An 18,661-nucleotide genomic window follows, 5' to 3' on the forward strand; every position below is an offset into this window, starting at 1 on the left:
CATGGACGAGACCACAATGACCCATGCCGCAGCCATCCCCGCCGACTCGCTGATCGCCCACCATGCCGCGCAGGCGGGCTTTCGTCATTGCCGGGCAATCGACCTGGCGGACGATGGGCAGCCAGCCATGGCGCACTTCCTGCGCCTGATGGCGAGCATGCCTGGCTGGATCGACGACATGATGGTGTTGCGCAACCGCCTGGTCGGGCTGTTCGGGCTGAAGAACCTGGGGCGGTTGACTGCCTTCGACCCGGCCCGCACCCCGGACAGCTACCAAACCGGAGAGCGGGTGGGCATCTTCACGTTGCTCAGCAACAGCGTGAATGAGGTGCTGCTGGTCGACTGCGATCATCACCTGGACGTGCATATTGCCCTGATGCGCCGCCCCACGGCCCCAGGACGGTGCGAGGTGCTGGTCAGCACCGTGGTGCGCACGCACAACTGGCTGGGTCGCCTGTATATGCTGCCGGTGGCGCCGTTCCATCGGCTGATCGCGCCCATCGCCCTGCGCCGGCTGGCGTTGTGACGATCAGGACGGCGGCGCGAAGCGTTGACGGAACCAATCACCAAGCATGGCCTTTTCCGCATACAGCCGGTCGTTGCTGCCCAGACGTCCCGGGCGGCTGAGGTACATCTTGTCGCTCAGGTGTTCCTGGGCTTTGAGCGCGGGTTGCCCGGGCTGCTGGAGTGTGTAGTCGAGGTCGATGCTGGGCCAGGTGACCTCACGCATGAAGCGCACATCGTAGGCCTGGCTGTGCCACGGCTCGAAACGCCCGGCCAGGTCGATGTCGCGGATGTCGATGACCAGTTGCTGGCCAGGCTGCAGGTAGCGCTGGCCGAGCTTCTGCAGGTGCTGGGTGATGGCCTTCATCACCTGCGGGTCGGCGCCCTGGGGGTAGCCGCGGTTGTCGAGGCTGGCATCGCGGAATTTTTCCGGGTGGTCGAAACGCACCTCGACCTGCGCGGTCGGGGTGCCCTGTGCCATGCTGTCGAATGCCAGCACCAGCAACAGGGCGCTGGCCAGGGTGGTACGCATGATGCACCTCCGGGGTGGGGCGGCTTGCCGGCCTATTTTACGCCGGTACGGGGCATAAGCAGAGGACTGATGCAATGAGCGCTTTTCGGCGGATAACCGCCAATACCCGCGGGCGTGACCTGGCCGTGGGCGATATTCACGGGCACTTCGAGCGCTTGCAAGTATGCCTCGAAGCTGTCGAATTCGATCCAGCGGTCGACCGCCTGTTCAGCGTCGGCGATCTGGTCGACCGCGGGCCGGCCAGCCCGCAGGCGCTGGAATGGCTGGCCAAGCCCTGGTTCCACGCGGTGCAGGGCAACCACGAGTCGCTGGCGGTCAATCACCTGCGCGGTGGTCGGGTCGACCTGGACATGTACCGGGCGGCCGGCGGCGGCTGGTTCCTCGACCTGCCGAAAACTGAGCAAGCGCGATTCGTCGAGGTGTTCGAGCGGTTGCCGATCGCGTTGCAGGTCGACACACCCGACGGTCCGGTTGGGCTGCTGCACGCCGACAGCCCGTTCGACGACTGGGAGCGTTTGTGCATGAACCTGCAGGCCGGGGATGACCCCGAGGTGCGCGAGGTGTGCCAGTGGTCGCGACGGCGCCTGAAGGAGGGCGACAGCCGGCCGGTGAAGGGCCTGCGGGCCTTGCTGGTCGGGCATACGCCGGTGCTGGAGGTGAAGGTGCTGGGCAATGTCTGGCACCTGGACACCGGCGGCTGGAGCCGTGGCCATTTCAGCCTGCTCGAACTGCGGGGGCTGACGTTGCTCAGCCCAGGGCCAGGTGCATGAGCACGCCGCTGGCGAGCAGGATCAGCATCACCCCCGAGGCGCGTTCCAGCCAGGGCAGGGCGCGGGTGAAGCGGCGCAGCACCCGCTGATTGCCGATGGCCACGGCCACCAGCAGGTCCCAGGCCAGGACGATGGCGAACATCCAGGTGCCGTAGGCCAGCTTGGCCAAGGTGCTGCTGCTGGCGATCATGCTCGCCAGGCTGGCGTAGAACAGCGCGTTCTTCGGGTTGAGGATGCCCGAGGCGAAGCCCATGCCCAGGCTGTTCAGCCAGCCTCTGGCGCGCGATGAAGCGTTGGCGCAAGCCCCCGTCAGGCCGCTCTTTCCAGCATGGCGCAGGAACAGTTGCCCGATGTACAGCAGGTAGCCGCAGCCGGCCAGTTGCAAGGCGACGAACAGCGGGCTGCCGTCGCGCAGAAACGACACCCCGGCGAACGCCGCGCCAATGAACACGCCATTGGCCAGGGCGATGCCTGCGCAGGCGCCACTGGCCACCCGCCAACCGGCGCTGGCCGAGGTCCGGGCCACCAGGAAGAAGTCCGGACCCGGGGAGAGCAGGGCGAGGAAGTGGGCGGTGGCGATGAGCAGGAACAGTTGCATGGGCGGGCTTCCAGAACGAGGAAACCGTAGTCTGTGACCGGGCAATAGGGCGGGTATTGAAGATTATTGCAAGGCTGCGCGGTAGGCCCCCGGCGTTACCCCCGCATGCGCCTTGAACACCCGCTGGAAGTGACTCTGGTCGGCAAAGCCCAGGCGATACGCGACTTCAGCCAGCGGCCGGCCCTGGCGCAACAGTTGCCGGGCCTTGTTTATCCGGGCGTTGAGCAGGTAGGCATGGGGTGTCATGCCGGTGGCGATGTTGAAGGAGCGGATCAATTGATAGCGCCCCATGCCCGCCAGCCGTGCCAGGCTGTCGAGGCTCAGTTCGGCCAGTGCCTGTTCCTCGGCGTGGGCCAGCAGGTCGCGCAGTGTCGAAGGCGGCATGGGTGGCGCAGGTGGCAGGTCCGGATGGATGGAGAAGTCGTTGTCGCCAAGAAAAGCCACCAGTGCCGCCTCTTTCTCGAACGCCGTCGCCCTGGAAAACAGCAGGGTGTTCAGCGCGCAGAACTGCCGGTACAGCGCTGCCGAGCGGCTGATCCGGGCCGCTGCGCCGGGCTGGTCGGCGGCGATCCCCGACTCCAGGCACAGGCAGCGCAGCCAGTCGGCGTCCAGGTGCAGCATCTGGTAGCTCCAGGCCTGCCCAGGTTCGGGATTGCAGGCGTGCACCCGCTGGGCCGGCACGAACACCAGGGTGCCAGGCGTCAGGCGCACCTGTCCGTCGCCAGCCCCGGTGAAGCGGCTCTGGCCGGCATCCACCGCGCCGATGGAAAAGCTTGGGTGGCTGTGGGCCTTGTAGCAGGCGCGGCTGTGGCAGGCGCGTCGGCTCTCGACATAGGGCAAGGCCGGATCGTGCCAGATTTCGCTGCTCGGAAGGGGCATGTCGAGGGAGCCTGGAAATGGACGCAGGGCGCCAGTCTAGCGTCTACCTACTGTTCCGGCCATTTGCCGCGCCGCTGTGCTTGACGCGCACGCCCGCCAGACGCGACGCTGCGACGGTCCCCGCTGGAGAAGAATAATGGACCTGTCGAGCCTGCTGCTGTTCATCCCCGCCTGTTTCGCCCTGAACATGGCGCCGGGCCCCAACAACCTGCTGTCCCTGCACAACGCCAGCCGCTATGGCCTGCGCACCGCCTGCATGGCCGGCGGCGGGCGCCTGCTCGCCTTCAGCGGCATGATCGCCCTGGCGGCCATGGGCCTGGCCGTGGTGCTGCACACCAGCGAGTACCTGTTCCTGGCGATCAAGGTGCTGGGCGCGGGCTATCTGTTCTATATCGCCTGGCAGCTGTGGCGGGCGCCGGTCGGCGAGACGGCGGTGGCTGGCGAGCAGCCGCGCGGCACCTGGAAACTGGCGCGCCAGGAGTTCTGGGTGGCGGCGGGCAACCCCAAGGCCATTCTGATCTTCACCGCCTTCCTGCCGCAGTTCGTCTCGATGGGCAGCGCCACGCCGGTGAGCGAACAGTTCCTGCAACTGGGCGTGCTGTTCCTGCTGCTGGAGTGGGCGGCCATCGCCATCTACGCGGGGCTTGGCGCCTACCTGCAGCGCTGGTTCGAGCGGCCCGGGCCACGGCGGCTGTTCAATCGGATCAGCGCGTCGCTGCTCGGCTGCGCCGGTATCGGCCTGCTCGCCGCACGGCGCTAGAACTGCCAGCGTACGCCCAGGTTCACGCCGCTGGCTTCCTGCTGGCGGCTATCCAGGTTGCTGGTGTATTGCATGCCGCCGTGCAGGCTCAAGGCCCGGTTGACCTGGGCCACCAGGCCGCCTTCGAGTTGCGCCGAGGTGTAACGGTAGTCGGTCTTGATCCTGTCCACGCCATCGAAGGTCAAGGTGTCGCGACCGCCGTCGCCATGCCACAGGTTTAGTTGTGCGTAAGGTTGTAGCAGGCGATCGCCGCTGGCCTTGAAAGTGCCTTCCAGGCGCACGCCAAGGCGACCGGTCAGTTCCACCTGGGCGTCATGGCTGATGCGTGAGACGCCGTCGCTGGCGCTGTCCAGCGAGGTCTTCTGGGCGATCAGCTGCGCTTGCGGCTCCAGGGTCCAGCGCTCGGACAAGGCAATCGGCAAGCCGGACTCAACCGACGCGCTCCAGGCATGGCCGTCGAGCTCCAGCTTGCCGCCGCGGTCCGAGCGCGCCCGGCCATCGAGGTCGGTGTACTGGACGACCGTGTCGAGGTACCCGCCTTGCGGCGCGACCAGCGTCCAGTAGACGCCGACACTCTTGCCATCGAGCACCAGGTCGCCGACGCGGCGGTCTTCCACGGCCAGGGCAAAGCCTTTGACGTCAGCGTCCAGCCGGCTGTGGCCGACGTACACGCCCATCTGCTGGCGATAGCCATTGTCACTGACCGTGGCATAGAGGTCCTGGCCCACCTTGAAGCCCTGCAGGTCGCCATCCAGGCTCGGGCTGACGGTACCGCTCCAGCGCTGGCGCAATGCGCCGCCATAGGCCTGGCCCCAACTGGCCGGCAATGCGCCCTGGCCAGCCAGCAACCGCTGGTCGCCCTGGCGCTGGTGGAAGGTGCCCAGGGCCTGGCGGGCGATGATCGCGGCGCCTCGAGGGGCCGCGGCATACACGGGCACTTCCGGGCGGTACAGCGGCACGCTCTCGCCGGCCACCGGGTCGGGAAGATCGGGTTGACCGGGCGCCGGCGCCGGCACGGGCGGTGTAACGGGCGGCTCACCCGGCGCGGGCGCAGGTGGCGCGACCAGTGTCGAGCGCAGGTACCAGCTGTTCTCGCTGCCCGCAGTCACGCCGCCCTTGAACAGGCGGTAGTCGTAGGCGCCGGCCGAGAGTGTCTGGGTCTGCACGAAGGCGTTGGCGCTGCTGGAGGCACCGTCGCGGGCCTCGACCACCTGGATGCCGTTCTGGGTGGTGGCGGCGCCGGTGCCACCGAGGTTGTTGACGAGCAACCGGGTGCTGCCGGTGATGGCGCCCTGGCTGACCACCAGACGGTCCGACGCAGCATCGTCCCCAGCCAGCTGGCTGTTAAGGCGCAGGGTGCCGTTGGCGCCTTCGTAGTTGCCCTGGATCGTCAAGTGCCCGAGTCCATCCTGGCCGGTGCCGAGGTCGAGGGTGCCGGCATTGCTCACGGTCGCCGGCTGGCCTGCGGCAAACCCAGAGATGACGCCTTGCCGGGAAACCAGGGTGCTGCCGCTATCGATGCTCAACGTGCCGCGACTGGTATCGGCATCGCCGAGGCGCAAGGTGTTGGTCAGCTCCAGGCGGCTGCCCTCGCTCAGCGCAATCCGCTCCCAGTTCAGGTACTGGCTGCCCCCGCTGGCCTGGCTGGCGCTGAAGGTCAACGCATCGTCGCCTGCGCCGCCGTCGAGGGGGATGGACAGTGCATCCTGGTCCAGGCGCTTGAGCAGGGCCTGATCATCACCAGGCCCAAGGTCAACGCGACCGGCAATACGTCCACCGTCCCAGGTGAACGCGTCATTGCCCGTGCTGAGCAACACATCACCGCCTATCCGGCCGCCATGCACCAGCACCCGGTCGTCGCCGCCACTGACGCTGATATTGCCACCCACAGTGCCGTCGATGATCTCCACATAGTCCTTGTCGAAGGCCGTGATGATGTTCCGGTCGATCACGCCGCCGCGCATGATGAAGGTGTTTTCGTCCAGGCGCATGTTGACGTTGCCGATTTGCCCGGCATCCATTTTGGCATCGTCGCCGCTGTCGAAGGTGCCTTTGATCCAGCCACCGGTCATGTGGAAGGTATCCAGGCCATCGCCCTGGTTGAGGCTGCCTTCGATTACGCCACCGCTGATCTTGAAGTCGTCGATGCCCGAACCCTGGTCGACGTTGCCGCCGATGCTGCCGGAGGCCATGTCGATAGGGTCCGTACCGGCGCCGAAGGTCACATCGCCACTGATGAGGCCTGTCCCACCGACTGGCATGCTCAGGCTGTTGTTGCCATTGGTGTCAATCAACGTGGCTGCTGTGCCGCTGTCGCAGATGTACGTATCGTCACCTGCTCCGGCGGTGAAGCTGCAGGCCGCCTGGGCGGTGGGCACGTTCAGCAGGGGCAGGGTGGCGAGAGTCAGCAGCAGGCGCATTCGCATGGGTAGACCTCCATGGTTCCGGGAAGGCCCGCAGCGCATGCAGGCTCAACCCGGTTGTATAGAGGTCTGGGAGAGGGGCACAACTGGCAGAAATGTCAGGTGGCCAGTGGCCGCCGCCTGTCAGTCGCGGTAGAACGTCTGCACCAGGTGATAACCAAACTTGCTCTTGATCGGCCCGTGCACCACGCGCAGGGGCTTCTTGAAGATCACCTGGTCGATGGCGCCGACCAGCTGGCCAGGGCGCACTTCGCCCAGGTCGCCGCCGCGCTTGCCGGACGGGCAGGTGGAGAATTTCTTCGCCAGCACGTCGAAGGCCTCGCCGTTGGCGATGCGCTGCTTGAGCTTTTCGGCTTCGTCAGCGGTCTTGACCAGGATATGGCGGGCTTGGGCTTTCATTGGGGTACCTGTGCTTCAGGGCAAAAAGCCGACATTATGCCTGATGTCGGAGAACCTGGGGCAGCGCGGCTGTCGCGGGGGCGTGGGAGCGGGCTTGCCCCGCGAACACCGACGAAGTCGGTGCCAAATCGCGGGGCAAGCCCGCTCCCACGAGGTTCTCCAGTTACCTTAATTCCGCACGGTCGCGGAACTGCTCCAGCGCCTCGGGGTTGGCCAGGGCATCGGTGTTCTTCACCGGCAGGCCATGCACCACATTGCGGATCGCCAGTTCCACCAGCTTGCCGCTGAGGGTGCGCGGGATGTCGTCGACCTGGGCGATTACCGCCGGCACATGGCGCGGCGTGGTGTACTGGCGGATCACCTGGCGGATACGCTGGCGCAGGGCATCGTCCAGTTGCAGGCCGTCGCGCAGGCGCACGAACAGCACCACGCGCACGTCGCCGTGCCAGTCCTGGCCGATGGCCACGCTCTCCAGCACCTCCTCGACCTTTTCCACCTGGCGATAGATCTCCGCGGTGCCGATGCGCACGCCGCCGGGGTTGAGCACGGCGTCGGAACGGCCGTGGATCACCAGGCCACCGCCGGGTATCTGCTCGGCATAGTCGCCCTGGCACCAGATGCCCTCGAACTGGCTGAAATACGCCTCATGGTAGCGGCTGCCATCGTCGTCGCCCCAGAAGCCAAGCGGCATCGAAGGGAAGGGCTGGGTACAGACCAGCTCGCCTTTCTCGCCGCTGATCGACTGTCGCTGTTCGTTCCAAACATCCACCGCCATGCCCAGGCCCTTGCCGGCGATTTCCCCACGGTGCACCGGCAGCAGCGGGTTGCCTAGCACGAAGCAGGCGACGATATCGGTGCCACCGGACATGGACGCCAGGCACACGTCGGGCTTCACCTTGGCATAGACATAGTCGTAGCTGTGCGGTGACAGGGGGCGAGCCAGTGGAGAGAATCAGCCGCAGGCTGTCGAGGCGGTGGGACTTGGCCGGTTCGACACCGGCCTGTTCCAGGGCGGCAAGGTATTTGGCGCTGGTGCCGAAGGCGTGGATCCCTTCGGCGTCGATCAGGTCGAGCAGGCGCGCGGGGCCTGGGTGGAACGGCGAGCCGTCGTACAGCAGCAGGGTGGCGCCGACCGCCAGGCCGCTGGCCAGCCAGTTCCACATCATCCAGCCGCAAGTGGTGTAGTAGAACAGCACGTCGTCGGCCTTGAGGTCGTTGTGCAGGCCATGTTCCTTGAGGTGTTGCAGCAGCACGCCGCCGGCACGGTGGACGATGCACTTGGGCACGCCGGTGGTGCCGCTGGAGTACAGGATATAGAGCGGATGATCGAAGGGTAGCGCGGTGAAGATCGGCGTCCCGCCGGGCGTGAAGTAATCGGCCCACAGGCTCGTCGGCGCGCCGATGAACTCATCGGCGCGGGTCTGCGGTCGGGTATGCGGCACCACCAGCAACTGCTTGACGCTTGGTAGCTGGGCCACGACCTGGTTGATTTTCTCCACCTGGTCGATGACCTTCCCGGCATATTGATAACCGGCGCAGGCCACCAGCAGCCTGGGCGCGATCTGGCCGAAACGGTCGATGATGCCGTGGGTGCCGAACTCCGGTGAACAGCTGGACCAGACCGCGCCGAGGCTGGTGGCGGCGAGCATGGCCACCAGGGTTTCCCAGGTATTGGGCATTACCGCGGCGATACGGTCGCCGGGCTGGATACCAGCCTGCCTGAAGGCCTGTTGCAGTCCGGCGACCTGGCCGGCCAGCTGGTTGTGGGTGAGGCGGTGGCGAGTGCCGTCCTCGCGCACGGCCACCACGGCGGGACGGTCGTCGCGGCGTTGCAGCAGATGCTCAGCGACGTTCAGGGTGGCGCCGCGGAACCAGCGAGCGTCGGCCATGTGCTCGCCTTCCTCGAGGATGCTCGTCGGTGGCGTGTGCCAGCGCACATGGAAGTACTCGGCCAGGGCCTGCCAGAACTGCGGGCGCTGCTCGATGCTCCAGCGGTGCAGGGCGGCGTAGCTGTCGAGCTGGAGATTGAAGCGCCGGTTGACCCGGCGGCGGAAGGCTTCCATCCGGCTCGCTTCGATGCGGGAGGTGGAGGGGCGCCAGAGTACGTCGTTCATGCCGGGACCCTCGGTTATAGTCGATAGTGGGTACTACGCGCCTCTTCAGGCCAACGCAATCCCTGTAGGAGCGGCCTTGCGTCGCGAAAGGGCTGCGAAGCAGCCCCAGGATCTCAGCACTTGGGCAGACATTGTCGGGGCCGTGTTGCGGCCCTTTCGCGACGCAAGGCCGCTCCCACAGAAAAGCGCGTAACCACGATCATCATGCAAGAAGCGTCCTTACACCACTTTAGCCGCTTACTGAGCAAGCCAGCCGCCATCGACGTTCCAGGCGGCGCCACGCACCTGGCTGCCGGCCTCGCTGCACAGGAACAACACCAGCTCGCCGAGATGCCGGGGCGTGACGAAGGCCAGCGAAGGCTGCTTCTCGGCCAGCAGGTCGTGCTGCGCCTGCTGCGCGTCGCCACCGTTGGCGGCACGGTCGTCTATCTGCTTCTGCACCAGCGGGGTCAGCACCCAGCCCGGGCAGATGGCGTTGCAGGTGACGTTGCTGGTGGCGGTCTCCAGGCCGATGACCTTGGTCAGGCCGACCACGCCATGCTTGGCGGCGACGTAGGCGGCCTTGCCGGTGGAGCCCACCAGGCCGTGCACCGAGGCAATGTTGACAATCCGCCCCCAGCCCCGCGCGCGCATGCCTGGCAGCACCAGACGGCTGCCGTGGAACACCGCCGACAGGTTCAGCGCGATGATCTTGTCCCAGGCCTCCACCGGAAACTGTTCGACCGGTGCCACATGCTGGATGCCGGCGTTGTTGACCAGGATATCGACCGCGCCGAACTCGCGCCCGGCCATGGCGAACATCTGTTCGATCTGCGCGACGTCGGACAGGTCGGCGGGGTGGTGGGCCACCTTGACCCCGTGCTGCCTGATCTCGGCAATGGCGGCCGCCGGGTCGCCAAAGCCGTTGAGCAGGATGTTGGCGCCGGCCTCGGCCAGCACCTGGGCTACTCCCAAGCCGATGCCGCTGGTGGAACCGGTGACCAGTGCGGTCTTGCCTTTGAGTGTCATGCCGTTCTCCTTCATACGATGCCGGTGGCGTAGAACGTGGCGATGACCACGAACACGGCCAGGGTCTTGATCAGGGTAATACCGAAGATGTCCTTGTAGGCCTCGCGGTGGGTCAGCCCGGTAACTGCCAGCAGGGTGATCACCGCGCCGTTGTGCGGCAGGGTGTCCATGCCGCCGCTGGCCATGGCGGCGACCCGGTGCAGCACCTCCAGCGGGATGTTCGCCGCGTTGGCGGCGGCGATGAAACTGTCGCTCATGGCCGCCAGGGCGATGCTCATGCCGCCGGAGGCGGAGCCGGTGATGCCGGCCAGCAGGGTGACGGTGATGGCTTCGTTGACCAGCGGATTGGGGATGCCGCGCAGGGCGTCGGCCAGGACCAGGAAGCCCGGCAGCGAGGCGATCACCGCGCCGAAACCGTATTCCGAGGCGGTGTTCATCGCCGCCAGCAGGGCGCCGCTCACCGCGCTCTTGGTGCCTTCGGCCAGGCGCTGGCGAATGGTGCCGAAGGCGCACACCAGCACCATCAGGATGCCCACCAGCAGGGCCGCCTGCACCGCCCAGATCGCCGTGAGCTTGGCCACGTCGCTGTGCACCGGCGTGGCCATGCCCGGCAACTGCAGGGTGTGACTGGTCCCGTACCACTGCGGGATCCAGTGGGTGAACAGCAGGTTCATCACCCCCACCAGCAGCAGTGGCGCCAGGGCCAGCCAGGGGTTGGGCAGGGCGATATCGTCGGCGGTTTCTGGCTCGTTGCGCAGGTTGCTGCCGTAGCCTTCGCCTTTGCGCTGGGCCTTGTTGCGCTGGCGTTGCAGGTAGAGCATGCCGGCGCAGAACACGAACAGCGTGCCGATCAGCCCCAGCCAGGGCGCGGCCCAGGCGGTGGTGTTGAAGAAGGTGCTGGGAATGATGTTCTGGATCTGCGGGGTTCCGGGCAGGGCGTCCATGGTGAAGGAGAACGCGCCCAGGGCGATGGTCGCCGGGATCAGCCGTTTGGGGATGTTGCTCTGGCGGAACATCTCGGCGGCGAACGGGTACACCGCGAACACCACCACGAACAGCGACACGCCGCCGTAGGTGAGCAGGGCGCAGACCAGCACGATCACCAGCATGGCCTGGCGGGTGCCAAGCAGGCGGATGGCGGCAGCGACGATCGAGCGCGAGAAGCCCGACAGTTCGATCAGCTTGCCGAACACGGCGCCGAGCAGGAACACCGGGAAGTACAGCTTGATGAACCCGACCATTTTCTCCATGAACACCCCGGTAAAGGCCGGGGCCACGGCGGCAGGGTCGGTGAGCAGCACGGCGCCGAGGGCGGCGATGGGGGCGAAGAGGATTACGCTGTAGCCGCGGTAGGCGGCGAGCATCAGCAGGGCCAGGGCAGCGAGGGCGATGAGCACGGTCATCGAGGGGGATCTCCAACTGTTGTTTTTATGGTTGGAAATGCAGATAGCGGGAATCGTGCCAGTTTGTTAAGTCATTGATATAAAAGAATAAAATTAAAGTTGTGAAATGAATAGTCTCTATCTTGAGACACGGTTGCGTGGGAGCGGGCTTGCCCCGCGATGGCCTTAACAGGAAATTTCCGATTCTATGCGGCTGACGCCATCGCGGGGCAAGCCCGCTCCCACGATCCCCGTTTTGAGATCTAAGTCTCTTTATTGAGACTCTATCCCCAACGCCGCCATCTTCTTGTACAGCGTCGACCGCCCCAGGCCCAACGCCTGCGCTGCCTCCGGCACATTCCAGGCACTGCGCGCCAAGGCATCGACAATCAAACCGCGCTCGAACTGTGCGCAGGCCTGGCGATAGTCCAGCGTCGGCGCGGCCGAGACCACCGGGCTCAACGGCCCCAATGCACTGACCAAGTCCGACACATTCAAGCGCGGCTGATCCGCCAGTAAGGTCGCCCGTTCCAGCACATTACGCAGTTCTCGGATATTCCCGGGCCAGGCATGCCGCCCCAACAATGCCTGGGCCTCGGCCTCCAGCTCATATTGGCTGCCCAACTCGGCAAGGATCGCCTCGCACAGCGCCGGCAGGTCTTCCAGGCGTTCGCGCAGCGGTGGCACCTGCACCGGCAGCACGTTCAGCCGGTAGTACAGGTCGGCACGAAACGCCCCCCGGGCCATCGCCGCCTGCAGGTCGATGGAGGTGGCGGCAATGATCCGCACGTCGCTGCGCAGCATCTGGTTGCTGCCCACCGGCTCGTATTCCTTCTCCTGCAGCACACGCAACAATTTGCTCTGCAGGGCCAGGGGCATGTCGCCGATCTCGTCGAGGAACAAGGTGCCGCCTTCGGCCAGTTGCAGCTTGCCGCTGCGGCCCTTGCGGTCGGCGCCGGTGAAGGCGCCGGGGGCGGTGCCGAAGAACTCGGCCTCCAGCAACGCTTCGGGGATCGCCGCGCTGTTGATGCTGACAAACGCCTTGTGCGCCCGCGCCGAGGCGGCATGGATGGCGTGGGCCAGCAGCTCCTTGCCGGTGCCGGTCTCGCCGAGCAGCAGCACCGGCGAGTCGCTGGTCGCGCCGCGGCGGGCGCGGCGCTTGGCCTCAAGGCAGGCAGGGCTGCTGCCGACGAACTGGGCGAAGCTGTAGCGGGCCTGGCGCGCGCGCAGCTGCGAGCGGGTCGAGGCCAGTTCCTGCTGCATGCTGGCGTAGCGCTTGAGCAGCGGCGACAGGCTGCGCAGCTCGTCGAACAGGGCGAAACCGATGGCGCCGATCAGCGCGCCCTGGTCGTCGTGGATCGGCAGGCGCATCACCACCAGCGGCTCGTTCGGCGTGTCGAGCATGTCCAGCAGGATCGGCTTGCCGTTGCTCACCACCTCGCGCATCAGGCTGCCGGGGATCACCGCCTCGCAGGGCTGGCCGATGGCGCTGGCGGCATCCTGCAGGCCGAAACGGCGGGCATAGCGCTCGTTCATCCAGACGATGCGCGCCTGGCGGTCGACGATCACCGTACCTTCGCTGGATTGCTCGATGATCTCGAACAGCGAGCGGATGGCCAGTTGGCGGACCTGGGGGTAGTCCTTGAGGTTGTCGTGCATGGAAGACGTATCCGTTGAGCCAAGTGTGATGCGCCCCTGTAGGAGCGGCCTTGTGTCGCGATAGGGCCGCAGAGCGGCCCCGGGGTTTCAGTGGCGACGCAAAGATCGCTGGGGCCGCTTTGCGGCCCTATCGCGACACAAGGCCGCTCCTACAGTGACCGAGGTAAGGCTATGTGCGAGGATCAAACGCCTCGCGCAGCGCATCGCCGATGAATACCAGCAACGACAGGATCAACGCCAGGGCAAAGAATGCGGTAAAGCCCAGCCAAGGCGCCTCGAGGTGCTGTTTGCCCTGGGTCACCAGCTCGCCCAGCGAGGCGCTCCCGGCGGGCATGCCGAAACCGAGAAAATCCAGCGCGGTCAGGGTGGTGATCGCCCCGGTGAGCATGAACGGCACATAGGTCAGGGTCGCGTTCAGGGCATTGGGCAGGATATGCCGCAGCATCACCTGGGTGTCTGAAAGCCCCAGCGCCCGTGCCGCCTTGACGTACTCCAGATTGCGCCCGCGGAGGAACTCGGCGCGCACCACATCGACCAGGGCCAGCCAGGAGAACAGCGCCATGATCCCCAGCAACCACCAGAAATCCGGTTCGACGAACCCCGACAGGATGATCAGCAGGTACAGCACCGGCAACCCCGACCACACCTCCAGCAGGCGCTGGCCGAGCAAGTCCACCCAGCCGCCGTGGTAGCCCTGCAAGGCACCAGCCGTCACGCCGATCAACACACTGAGCAGGGTCAGGGCGAAGGCGAACAGCAGCGACACCCGCGTGCCATACAGCACCCGTGCCAGCACATCGCGGCCCTGGTCGTCAGTGCCCAGCCAGTTGCTCGCGCTGGGCGGGCTGGGGGTGGGGACCTGCAGGTCGTAGTTGGGGGTGTCGGCGCTGAACGGGATCGGCGCGAACAGCATCCAGCCGCCCTGGCCTTCAATCAACTGGCGCACGTACTGGCTGCGGTAGTCAGGCTGGAACGGCAACTGCCCGCCGAACTGCTGTTCGGTGTAGCGCTTGAGCGCCGGGGTGTACAGCTCGCCCTGGTAGCCCAGCAACAAGGGCTTGTCATTGGCCACCAGTTCCGCGCCCAGGCTTAGCAGCAACAGCCCGGCAAACAGCCACAGCGAGATCCAGCCGCGGCGGTTGTCGCGAAAACGCCGCAGGCGGCGCCGGGCGATGGGCGAGAACATCAGCGGCCCCTCGCGTCGAAGTCGATGCGCGGGTCGAGCACCGTGTAGCACAAGTCGCCCAGCAGGCGGATCAACAGCCCGGCCAGGGTAAAGATGAACAACGTGCCAAACACCACCGGGTAGTCCCGCGACACCGCCGCCTCGTAGCTCATGCGCCCGAGGCCGTCGAGGGAGAAGATCACCTCGATCAGCAGGGAACCGGCGAAGAACACCGTGATCAGCGCCTGGGGCAGGCCGGCCACCACCAGCAGCATGGCGTTGCGCAGCACATGGCCGTACAGCACCCGTCGCTCGCTCAGGCCCTTGGCCCGGGCGGTGACCACGTACTGGCGTGCGATCTCGTCGAGGAAGGCGTTCTTGGTCAGCAGCGTGAGGGTGGCGAAGCCGCCGATCACCAGCGCGCCGACCGGCAGTACCAGGTGCCAGAAGTAGTCGGCGACCTTGCCCAGCAGGCTGAGCTGGTCGAAGTCTTCCGAGACCAGGCCGCGCACCGGGAACCAGTTGAGCGAGGTGCCGCCGGCGAACAGCACGATCAGCAGCAGGGCGAACAGGAACGAGGGCAGGGCGTAGCCGATCACGATCAGCGCGCTGCTCCAGGCGTCGAAGCGGCTGCCATGGCGCACCGCCTTGCGGATGCCCAGCGGGATCGACACCAGGTAGGTGATCAGCGTGGCCCAGAAGCCCAGCGACAGGGTCACCGGCAGCTTCTGCACGATCAGCTCGGTGACCGTGGCGCCGCGGAAGAAGCTCTGGCCGAAATCCAGCCGTGCGTACTGGCCGAGCATCAGCCACAGCCGTTCGGGCGCGGACTTGTCGAAACCGTACTGGCGCTTGATCTCCTCGATCAGCTTCGGGTCCAGGCCGCGGGTCGCGCGCGACTCGCCCTGTACCGCCTCGACGCGGGCGCCCGGCGCGCCGCCGCCGATGCCCTGCAGACGCGCCACGGCCTGTTCCACCGGCCCGCCGGGCGCGGCCTGGACGATGGCGAAGTTCACCAGCAGGATCGCCAGCAAGGTGGGGATGATCAGCAGCAGGCGGCGCAGGATGTAGGCAGTCATGGCGCACTCCGCAGCCGTTCGGCCATCTGCGGGTTGGTCAGTGCCCGGGGGCTGACTTCCCACCAGGTGTCCAGGCCCTCGTCATAGGCCGGCTGTACCTTGGGCAGGCCGAAGCGGTTCCACCACACCGTCGAGCTGCCCGGCGGGTAGTAGTTGGGAATCCAGTAGTAGTTCCATTGCAGCACCCGGTCCAGGGCGCGGGCGTGGTGCAGCATGTCGGCCTGGCTGGTGGCGCGCACCAGGCCGTCGAGCAGGCGGTCCACCGCCGGATCCTTGAGCACCATCAGGTTGTTCGAGCCCGGGTCGTTGGCCGCGGCGGAGCCGAAGTAGTTGTACTGTTCGCTGCCCGGCGACAGGGTCACCGGGTAGCCGGTGACGATCATGTCGTAGTCGCGGGCCATCACCCGATTGACGTACTGGGCGGAGTCGACGTTGCGGATGTTCAGTTCGACGCCGATCTGCGCCAGGTTGCGTTTCCACGGCAGCAGCAGGCGTTCCAGGCCGGACTGGCCATTGAGGAAGGTGAAACTCAGCGGCTGGCCCTGGGCATTCACCAGCCGATCACCCTGGGGATGCCAGCCGGCGCCCTGCAGCAAGGCCAGGGCCTGCAGTTGCTGCTGGCGGATGATGCCGGAGCCGTCGGTGACCGGCGCGCTGAACGCCCGGCTGAACACTTCGTCCGGCACTTGGCTGCGCAGTGGCTCGAGCAGCTTGAGCTCCTCGGCGTCGGGCAGGGCGCGGGCGGCCAGAGGCGTATTGGAGTAGAGGCTCTGCTGGCGGATGTACATGTTGCGCATCATCTGCCGGTTGCTCCACTCGAAGTCCCAGAGCATGCCAAGGGCCTGGCGCACGCGGCGGTCCTTGAATTGCGGCTTGTCCAGGTTGAACACGAAGCCCTGGGCGATCTGCGGCTTGGCCGGGGCGAGGTGGGCCCGTTGTAGGCGCCCGTCATCCAGAGGCGCACCCTTGTAGCCGAGGGTGTAGGCGGTAGCGGAGTACTCGCGGTTGTAGTCGTAGCCCCCGCCCTTAAGTACCTGGCGGGCCACTTCGGTGTCGCCGAAGAATTCGACGCCGATACGCGCGAAGTTGTACAGCCCGCGGGTGACCGGCAGGTCCCGGGCCCACCAGCTCGCATCGCGCTCGAAGGTGATGCTGCGGCCGTTATCGATCCTGCCGATGCGGTACGGACCGCTACCCACTGGCTTGTCGAAACCGGCACCGTTGGCGAAGTCGCGTTGCTGCCAGTCGTGCTCGGGCAGCACCGGCAGGCCGGCCAGTTCCAGGGCCAGGGTACGACCATGGGGCTGCTTGAAGTCGAAGCGCACCTGGCGCGGGCCTTCGACCGCCACCGCGGCGACATCGGCGAACTGGGTGCGAAACTTGAGGCTGCCCTGGTTCATCAGCAATTCGTAACTGAAGCGTACGTCCTCGGCCCGTACCGGCTTGCCGTCGGCGAAGGTGGCGCGGGGGTCGAGGTAGAAGCGCAGCCAGGCATCATCGGGGCCGCGCTCCATGCGCTGGGCGATCAGACCGTAGACGGTGTAGGGCTCGTCCAGCGAGCGCACGGCCAGCGGCGCGTACAGCCAGCCATCGACCTGGCTGACGCCGATGCCTTTGTCGATGTAGGGCAGGATATGGTCGAAATTGCCGATCTCGATGGCCGAGCGGCGCAGGCTGCCGCCCTTGGGGGCGTCGGGGTTGACGTAGTCGAAATGGCGGAAGTTCGCAGGGTAGCGCGGGGCTTCGGCGTAGACGGTGAGGGCGTGGGTGGGGGCGGCGTGGGCTAACGAGAGCGAGCACCACAGGATCATGCAACACAGCACCTGTGGGAGCGGGTTTACCCGCGAATGCGTCAGCTCAGGCAACGATGTTGCATGTACGGGCGCATTCGCGGGTAAACCCGCTCCCACAGGGGACATCATCGCCTGCGATGACTTAGTCCTGACGGCTGGTCACTTCCAGCAGGTGGTAGCCGAACTGGGTCTTCACCGGACCCTGGACGACATTCAGCGGCGCGCTGAAGACCACGGTGTCGAATTCCTTGACCATCTGGCCCGGGCCGAACGAGCCCAGGTCGCCGCCTTGGCGGCTGGACGGGCAGGTGGAGTTGGCCTTGGCGACTTCGGCGAAGTCGGCGCCGGCTTCGATCTGCGCTTTGAGTTCGTTGCACTTCTCTTCGCTGGCAACCAGGATGTGGCGGGCGGTGGCTCGGGCCATGGGTACTGCTCCTTGGGATCAAAAAGGCAAGCCTAGCGCACTTGTTCGTGCCGTGTCTCGCAAGGCTTGCCATGCAGGCTTACAGGCGTGCGGCAGCCTCGCGCAGCAGGGCCTCGGTCGCCTCCCAGCCCAGGCAGCCGTCGGTGATCGACACGCCGTACTTCAGCGCGCCTTTGCCCAGGGCCTGGCAACCATCGAACAGGTGACCTTCGAGCATCACCCCGACCAGCGAACGGTCGCCGGCCAGGCGCTGGGCCAGCACATCTTCGAACACCGCCGGCTGGCGCGCCGGGTCCTTGCCGCTGTTGGCGTGGCTGCAGTCGACCATGATCCGTGGCGCCAGACCTGCCTTGGCCAGCCCCTGGCGGGCCAGGGCGATGCTCTGGGCGTCGTAGTTCGGACCCTTGTGCCCGCCGCGCAGCACCAGGTGGGTATCGGGGTTGCCCAACGTCTCGATGATCGCCGGGTGGCCCTGGGCGTCCATGCCGAAGTGGCGGTGCGGGTGGGCGGCGCTGCGCATGGCGTCGCAGGCGATGCCGATACCGCCGTCGGTGCCGTTCTTGAAGCCGACCGGCAGCTCCAGGCCGCTGACCATCTCGCGGTGGATCTGCGATTCGGTGGTGCGTGCGCCGATGGCGGCCCAGCCCAGCAGGTCGTCGAAGTAGCCGGCGGCCATCGGCTGCAGCAACTCGGTGGCGATCGGCAGGCCGCGTTCGAGCATGCCCAGCATCAGGCCGCGGGACAGGGCGATGCCGGCGTGCATGTCGTCGCTGCCGTCAAGGTGCGGATCGTAGGCCAGGCCTTTCCAGCCCACGGTGGTGCGCGGCTTCTCTACGTAGGCGCGCATCACCAGCAGCAGCTTGTCGTCGACTTCGCGGCTGAGCGCGGCCAGGCGGTCGGCGTATTCGAGGGCCGAGCGCGGGTCATGGATCGAGCAGGGGCCGACCACCACCAGCAGACGTTCGTCGCGGCCTTCGAGGATGGCCCGGATCGCCTGGCGGTGCGCGTGGACTTGCTGGGTGAGTTCGCTGGACAGCGGCATCTGCTGCTTGAGCAGGTGCGGGCTGGGCAGGCGCTGGCTGACGGTGGTGTTGGCAGCGTGCGGCTGGGTCAGGGGCAGGGCGAGGTTCGAGGCTTGCATGGCGTTTTTTCCCTGGGCGGACGGCGGGTTC

16 protein-coding genes and 1 pseudogene are annotated in these 18,661 nt (G+C 66.6%); 3 read left to right on the forward strand and 14 right to left on the reverse strand.

All coding sequences use genetic code 11. The features are described 5' to 3' along the window. The first annotated feature begins 1 nt into the window (after window position 1). Window positions 2–526 (forward strand): DUF2867 domain-containing protein, encoded by a 525-nt coding sequence (locus ACZ899_RS05680; RefSeq protein ID WP_234561151.1) that lies wholly within the window; start codon window positions 2–4, stop codon window positions 524–526. Window positions 527–529: 3 nt separating this feature from the next. Here the strand turns inward: ACZ899_RS05680 and ACZ899_RS05685 are convergent, their stop codons facing one another. Next, window positions 530–1,036 carry a DUF3016 domain-containing protein gene (locus ACZ899_RS05685; protein WP_234561152.1) on the reverse strand — a complete coding sequence of 169 codons (507 nt, stop codon included), beginning with the start codon at window positions 1,034–1,036 and terminating at the stop codon, window positions 530–532. Between the two features lie 74 nt (window positions 1,037–1,110). On the opposite strand from ACZ899_RS05685, the gene ACZ899_RS05690 reads away from it, so the two are divergent. Next, window positions 1,111–1,806: a metallophosphoesterase gene (locus ACZ899_RS05690; RefSeq protein ID WP_234561153.1), complete on the forward strand. Its 696-nt coding sequence runs from the start codon at window positions 1,111–1,113 to the stop codon at window positions 1,804–1,806. On the opposite strand, the gene ACZ899_RS05695 is transcribed toward ACZ899_RS05690, so the two are convergent. Together ACZ899_RS05695 and ACZ899_RS05700 are read right to left on the reverse strand one after the other, a co-directional pair. Next, window positions 1,784–2,404, reverse strand: a complete 621-nt coding sequence (locus tag ACZ899_RS05695) for a LysE family translocator (RefSeq protein WP_234561154.1) — start codon at window positions 2,402–2,404, stop codon at window positions 1,784–1,786. The two genes, ACZ899_RS05690 and ACZ899_RS05695, sit on opposite strands and share 23 nt — an antisense overlap. 63 nt (window positions 2,405–2,467) lie before the next feature. After that, a complete protein-coding gene (locus tag ACZ899_RS05700) occupies window positions 2,468–3,283 on the reverse strand; it encodes an AraC family transcriptional regulator (RefSeq protein ID WP_234561155.1) in 816 nt (271 codons plus the stop codon). Between the two features lie 136 nt (window positions 3,284–3,419). Here ACZ899_RS05700 and ACZ899_RS05705 point away from each other — a divergent pair, with 136 nt between their 5' ends. Beyond that, on the forward strand, window positions 3,420–4,043 hold the full coding sequence (locus ACZ899_RS05705; protein WP_234561156.1) for a LysE family translocator: 624 nt from the start codon (window positions 3,420–3,422) through the stop codon (window positions 4,041–4,043). Here ACZ899_RS05705 and ACZ899_RS05710 read toward each other — a convergent pair. The 11 genes and pseudogenes from ACZ899_RS05710 to ACZ899_RS05760 form a co-directional block, all read right to left on the reverse strand. Next, window positions 4,040–6,469: an autotransporter family protein gene (locus ACZ899_RS05710; protein ID WP_234561157.1), complete on the reverse strand. Its 2,430-nt coding sequence runs from the start codon at window positions 6,467–6,469 to the stop codon at window positions 4,040–4,042. The two genes, ACZ899_RS05705 and ACZ899_RS05710, sit on opposite strands and share 4 nt — an antisense overlap. Before the next feature lie 120 nt (window positions 6,470–6,589). After that, window positions 6,590–6,865, reverse strand: a complete 276-nt coding sequence (locus ACZ899_RS05715) for a peptidylprolyl isomerase (RefSeq protein ID WP_008095636.1) — start codon at window positions 6,863–6,865, stop codon at window positions 6,590–6,592. 163 nt (window positions 6,866–7,028) lie between these two features. Next, a pseudogene (locus ACZ899_RS05720) lies at window positions 7,029–8,979 on the reverse strand (acetoacetate--CoA ligase). Between the two features lie 237 nt (window positions 8,980–9,216). Continuing rightward, window positions 9,217–9,987, reverse strand: a complete 771-nt coding sequence (hbdH, locus tag ACZ899_RS05725) for a 3-hydroxybutyrate dehydrogenase (protein ID WP_234561159.1) — start codon at window positions 9,985–9,987, stop codon at window positions 9,217–9,219. An 11-nt stretch (window positions 9,988–9,998) separates the two neighbouring features. Then, complete coding sequence (locus ACZ899_RS05730; RefSeq protein ID WP_203646518.1) at window positions 9,999–11,390, reverse strand: GntP family permease; 1,392 nt, start codon at window positions 11,388–11,390, stop codon at window positions 9,999–10,001. A 252-nt stretch (window positions 11,391–11,642) separates the two neighbouring features. Then, window positions 11,643–13,028 carry a sigma-54 interaction domain-containing protein gene (locus ACZ899_RS05735; protein ID WP_234561160.1) on the reverse strand — a complete coding sequence of 462 codons (1,386 nt, stop codon included), beginning with the start codon at window positions 13,026–13,028 and terminating at the stop codon, window positions 11,643–11,645. A 169-nt stretch (window positions 13,029–13,197) separates the two neighbouring features. After that, window positions 13,198–14,214, reverse strand: a complete 1,017-nt coding sequence (locus ACZ899_RS05740; protein WP_234561161.1) for an ABC transporter permease — start codon at window positions 14,212–14,214, stop codon at window positions 13,198–13,200. Beyond that, entirely contained in the window at window positions 14,214–15,272 is a 1,059-nt protein-coding gene (locus tag ACZ899_RS05745) for a microcin C ABC transporter permease YejB (protein WP_234561162.1), read from the reverse strand. The genes ACZ899_RS05740 and ACZ899_RS05745 overlap by 1 nt, the downstream gene beginning before the upstream one ends. Next, complete coding sequence (locus ACZ899_RS05750) at window positions 15,269–17,191, reverse strand: extracellular solute-binding protein (protein WP_442799944.1); 1,923 nt, start codon at window positions 17,189–17,191, stop codon at window positions 15,269–15,271. The genes ACZ899_RS05745 and ACZ899_RS05750 overlap by 4 nt, the downstream gene beginning before the upstream one ends. A gap of 16 nt (window positions 17,192–17,207) precedes the next feature. Then, window positions 17,208–17,489: a peptidylprolyl isomerase gene (locus ACZ899_RS05755; protein ID WP_232857613.1), complete on the reverse strand. Its 282-nt coding sequence runs from the start codon at window positions 17,487–17,489 to the stop codon at window positions 17,208–17,210. Window positions 17,490–17,568: 79 nt separating this feature from the next. Beyond that, entirely contained in the window at window positions 17,569–18,630 is a 1,062-nt protein-coding gene (locus tag ACZ899_RS05760; RefSeq protein WP_234561164.1) for a 3-deoxy-7-phosphoheptulonate synthase, read from the reverse strand. Between the last annotated feature and the right edge of the window lie 31 nt (window positions 18,631–18,661).

This window comes from Pseudomonas sp. TE31087, from assembly GCF_057284075.1.

Bases quoted from the DNA above. Each gene is read 5' to 3' on its own strand.
- ACZ899_RS05680 (WP_234561151.1), top strand. From the start codon at position 2: ATGGACGAGACCACAATGACCCATGCCGCAGCCATCCCCGCCGACTCG.
- ACZ899_RS05685 (WP_234561152.1), bottom strand. From the start codon at position 1,036: ATGCGTACCACCCTGGCCAGCGCCCTGTTGCTGGTGCTGGCATTCGAC.
- ACZ899_RS05690 (WP_234561153.1), top strand. From the start codon at position 1,111: ATGAGCGCTTTTCGGCGGATAACCGCCAATACCCGCGGGCGTGACCTG.
- ACZ899_RS05695 (WP_234561154.1), bottom strand. From the start codon at position 2,404: ATGCAACTGTTCCTGCTCATCGCCACCGCCCACTTCCTCGCCCTGCTC.
- ACZ899_RS05700 (WP_234561155.1), bottom strand. From the start codon at position 3,283: ATGCCCCTTCCGAGCAGCGAAATCTGGCACGATCCGGCCTTGCCCTAT.
- ACZ899_RS05705 (WP_234561156.1), top strand. From the start codon at position 3,420: ATGGACCTGTCGAGCCTGCTGCTGTTCATCCCCGCCTGTTTCGCCCTG.
- ACZ899_RS05710 (WP_234561157.1), bottom strand. From the start codon at position 6,469: ATGCGAATGCGCCTGCTGCTGACTCTCGCCACCCTGCCCCTGCTGAAC.
- ACZ899_RS05715 (WP_008095636.1), bottom strand. From the start codon at position 6,865: ATGAAAGCCCAAGCCCGCCATATCCTGGTCAAGACCGCTGACGAAGCC.
- hbdH (WP_234561159.1), bottom strand. From the start codon at position 9,987: ATGACACTCAAAGGCAAGACCGCACTGGTCACCGGTTCCACCAGCGGC.
- ACZ899_RS05730 (WP_203646518.1), bottom strand. From the start codon at position 11,390: ATGACCGTGCTCATCGCCCTCGCTGCCCTGGCCCTGCTGATGCTCGCC.
- ACZ899_RS05735 (WP_234561160.1), bottom strand. From the start codon at position 13,028: ATGCACGACAACCTCAAGGACTACCCCCAGGTCCGCCAACTGGCCATC.
- ACZ899_RS05740 (WP_234561161.1), bottom strand. From the start codon at position 14,214: ATGTTCTCGCCCATCGCCCGGCGCCGCCTGCGGCGTTTTCGCGACAAC.
- ACZ899_RS05745 (WP_234561162.1), bottom strand. From the start codon at position 15,272: ATGACTGCCTACATCCTGCGCCGCCTGCTGCTGATCATCCCCACCTTG.
- ACZ899_RS05750 (WP_442799944.1), bottom strand. From the start codon at position 17,191: ATGTCCCCTGTGGGAGCGGGTTTACCCGCGAATGCGCCCGTACATGCA.
- ACZ899_RS05755 (WP_232857613.1), bottom strand. From the start codon at position 17,489: ATGGCCCGAGCCACCGCCCGCCACATCCTGGTTGCCAGCGAAGAGAAG.
- ACZ899_RS05760 (WP_234561164.1), bottom strand. From the start codon at position 18,630: ATGCAAGCCTCGAACCTCGCCCTGCCCCTGACCCAGCCGCACGCTGCC.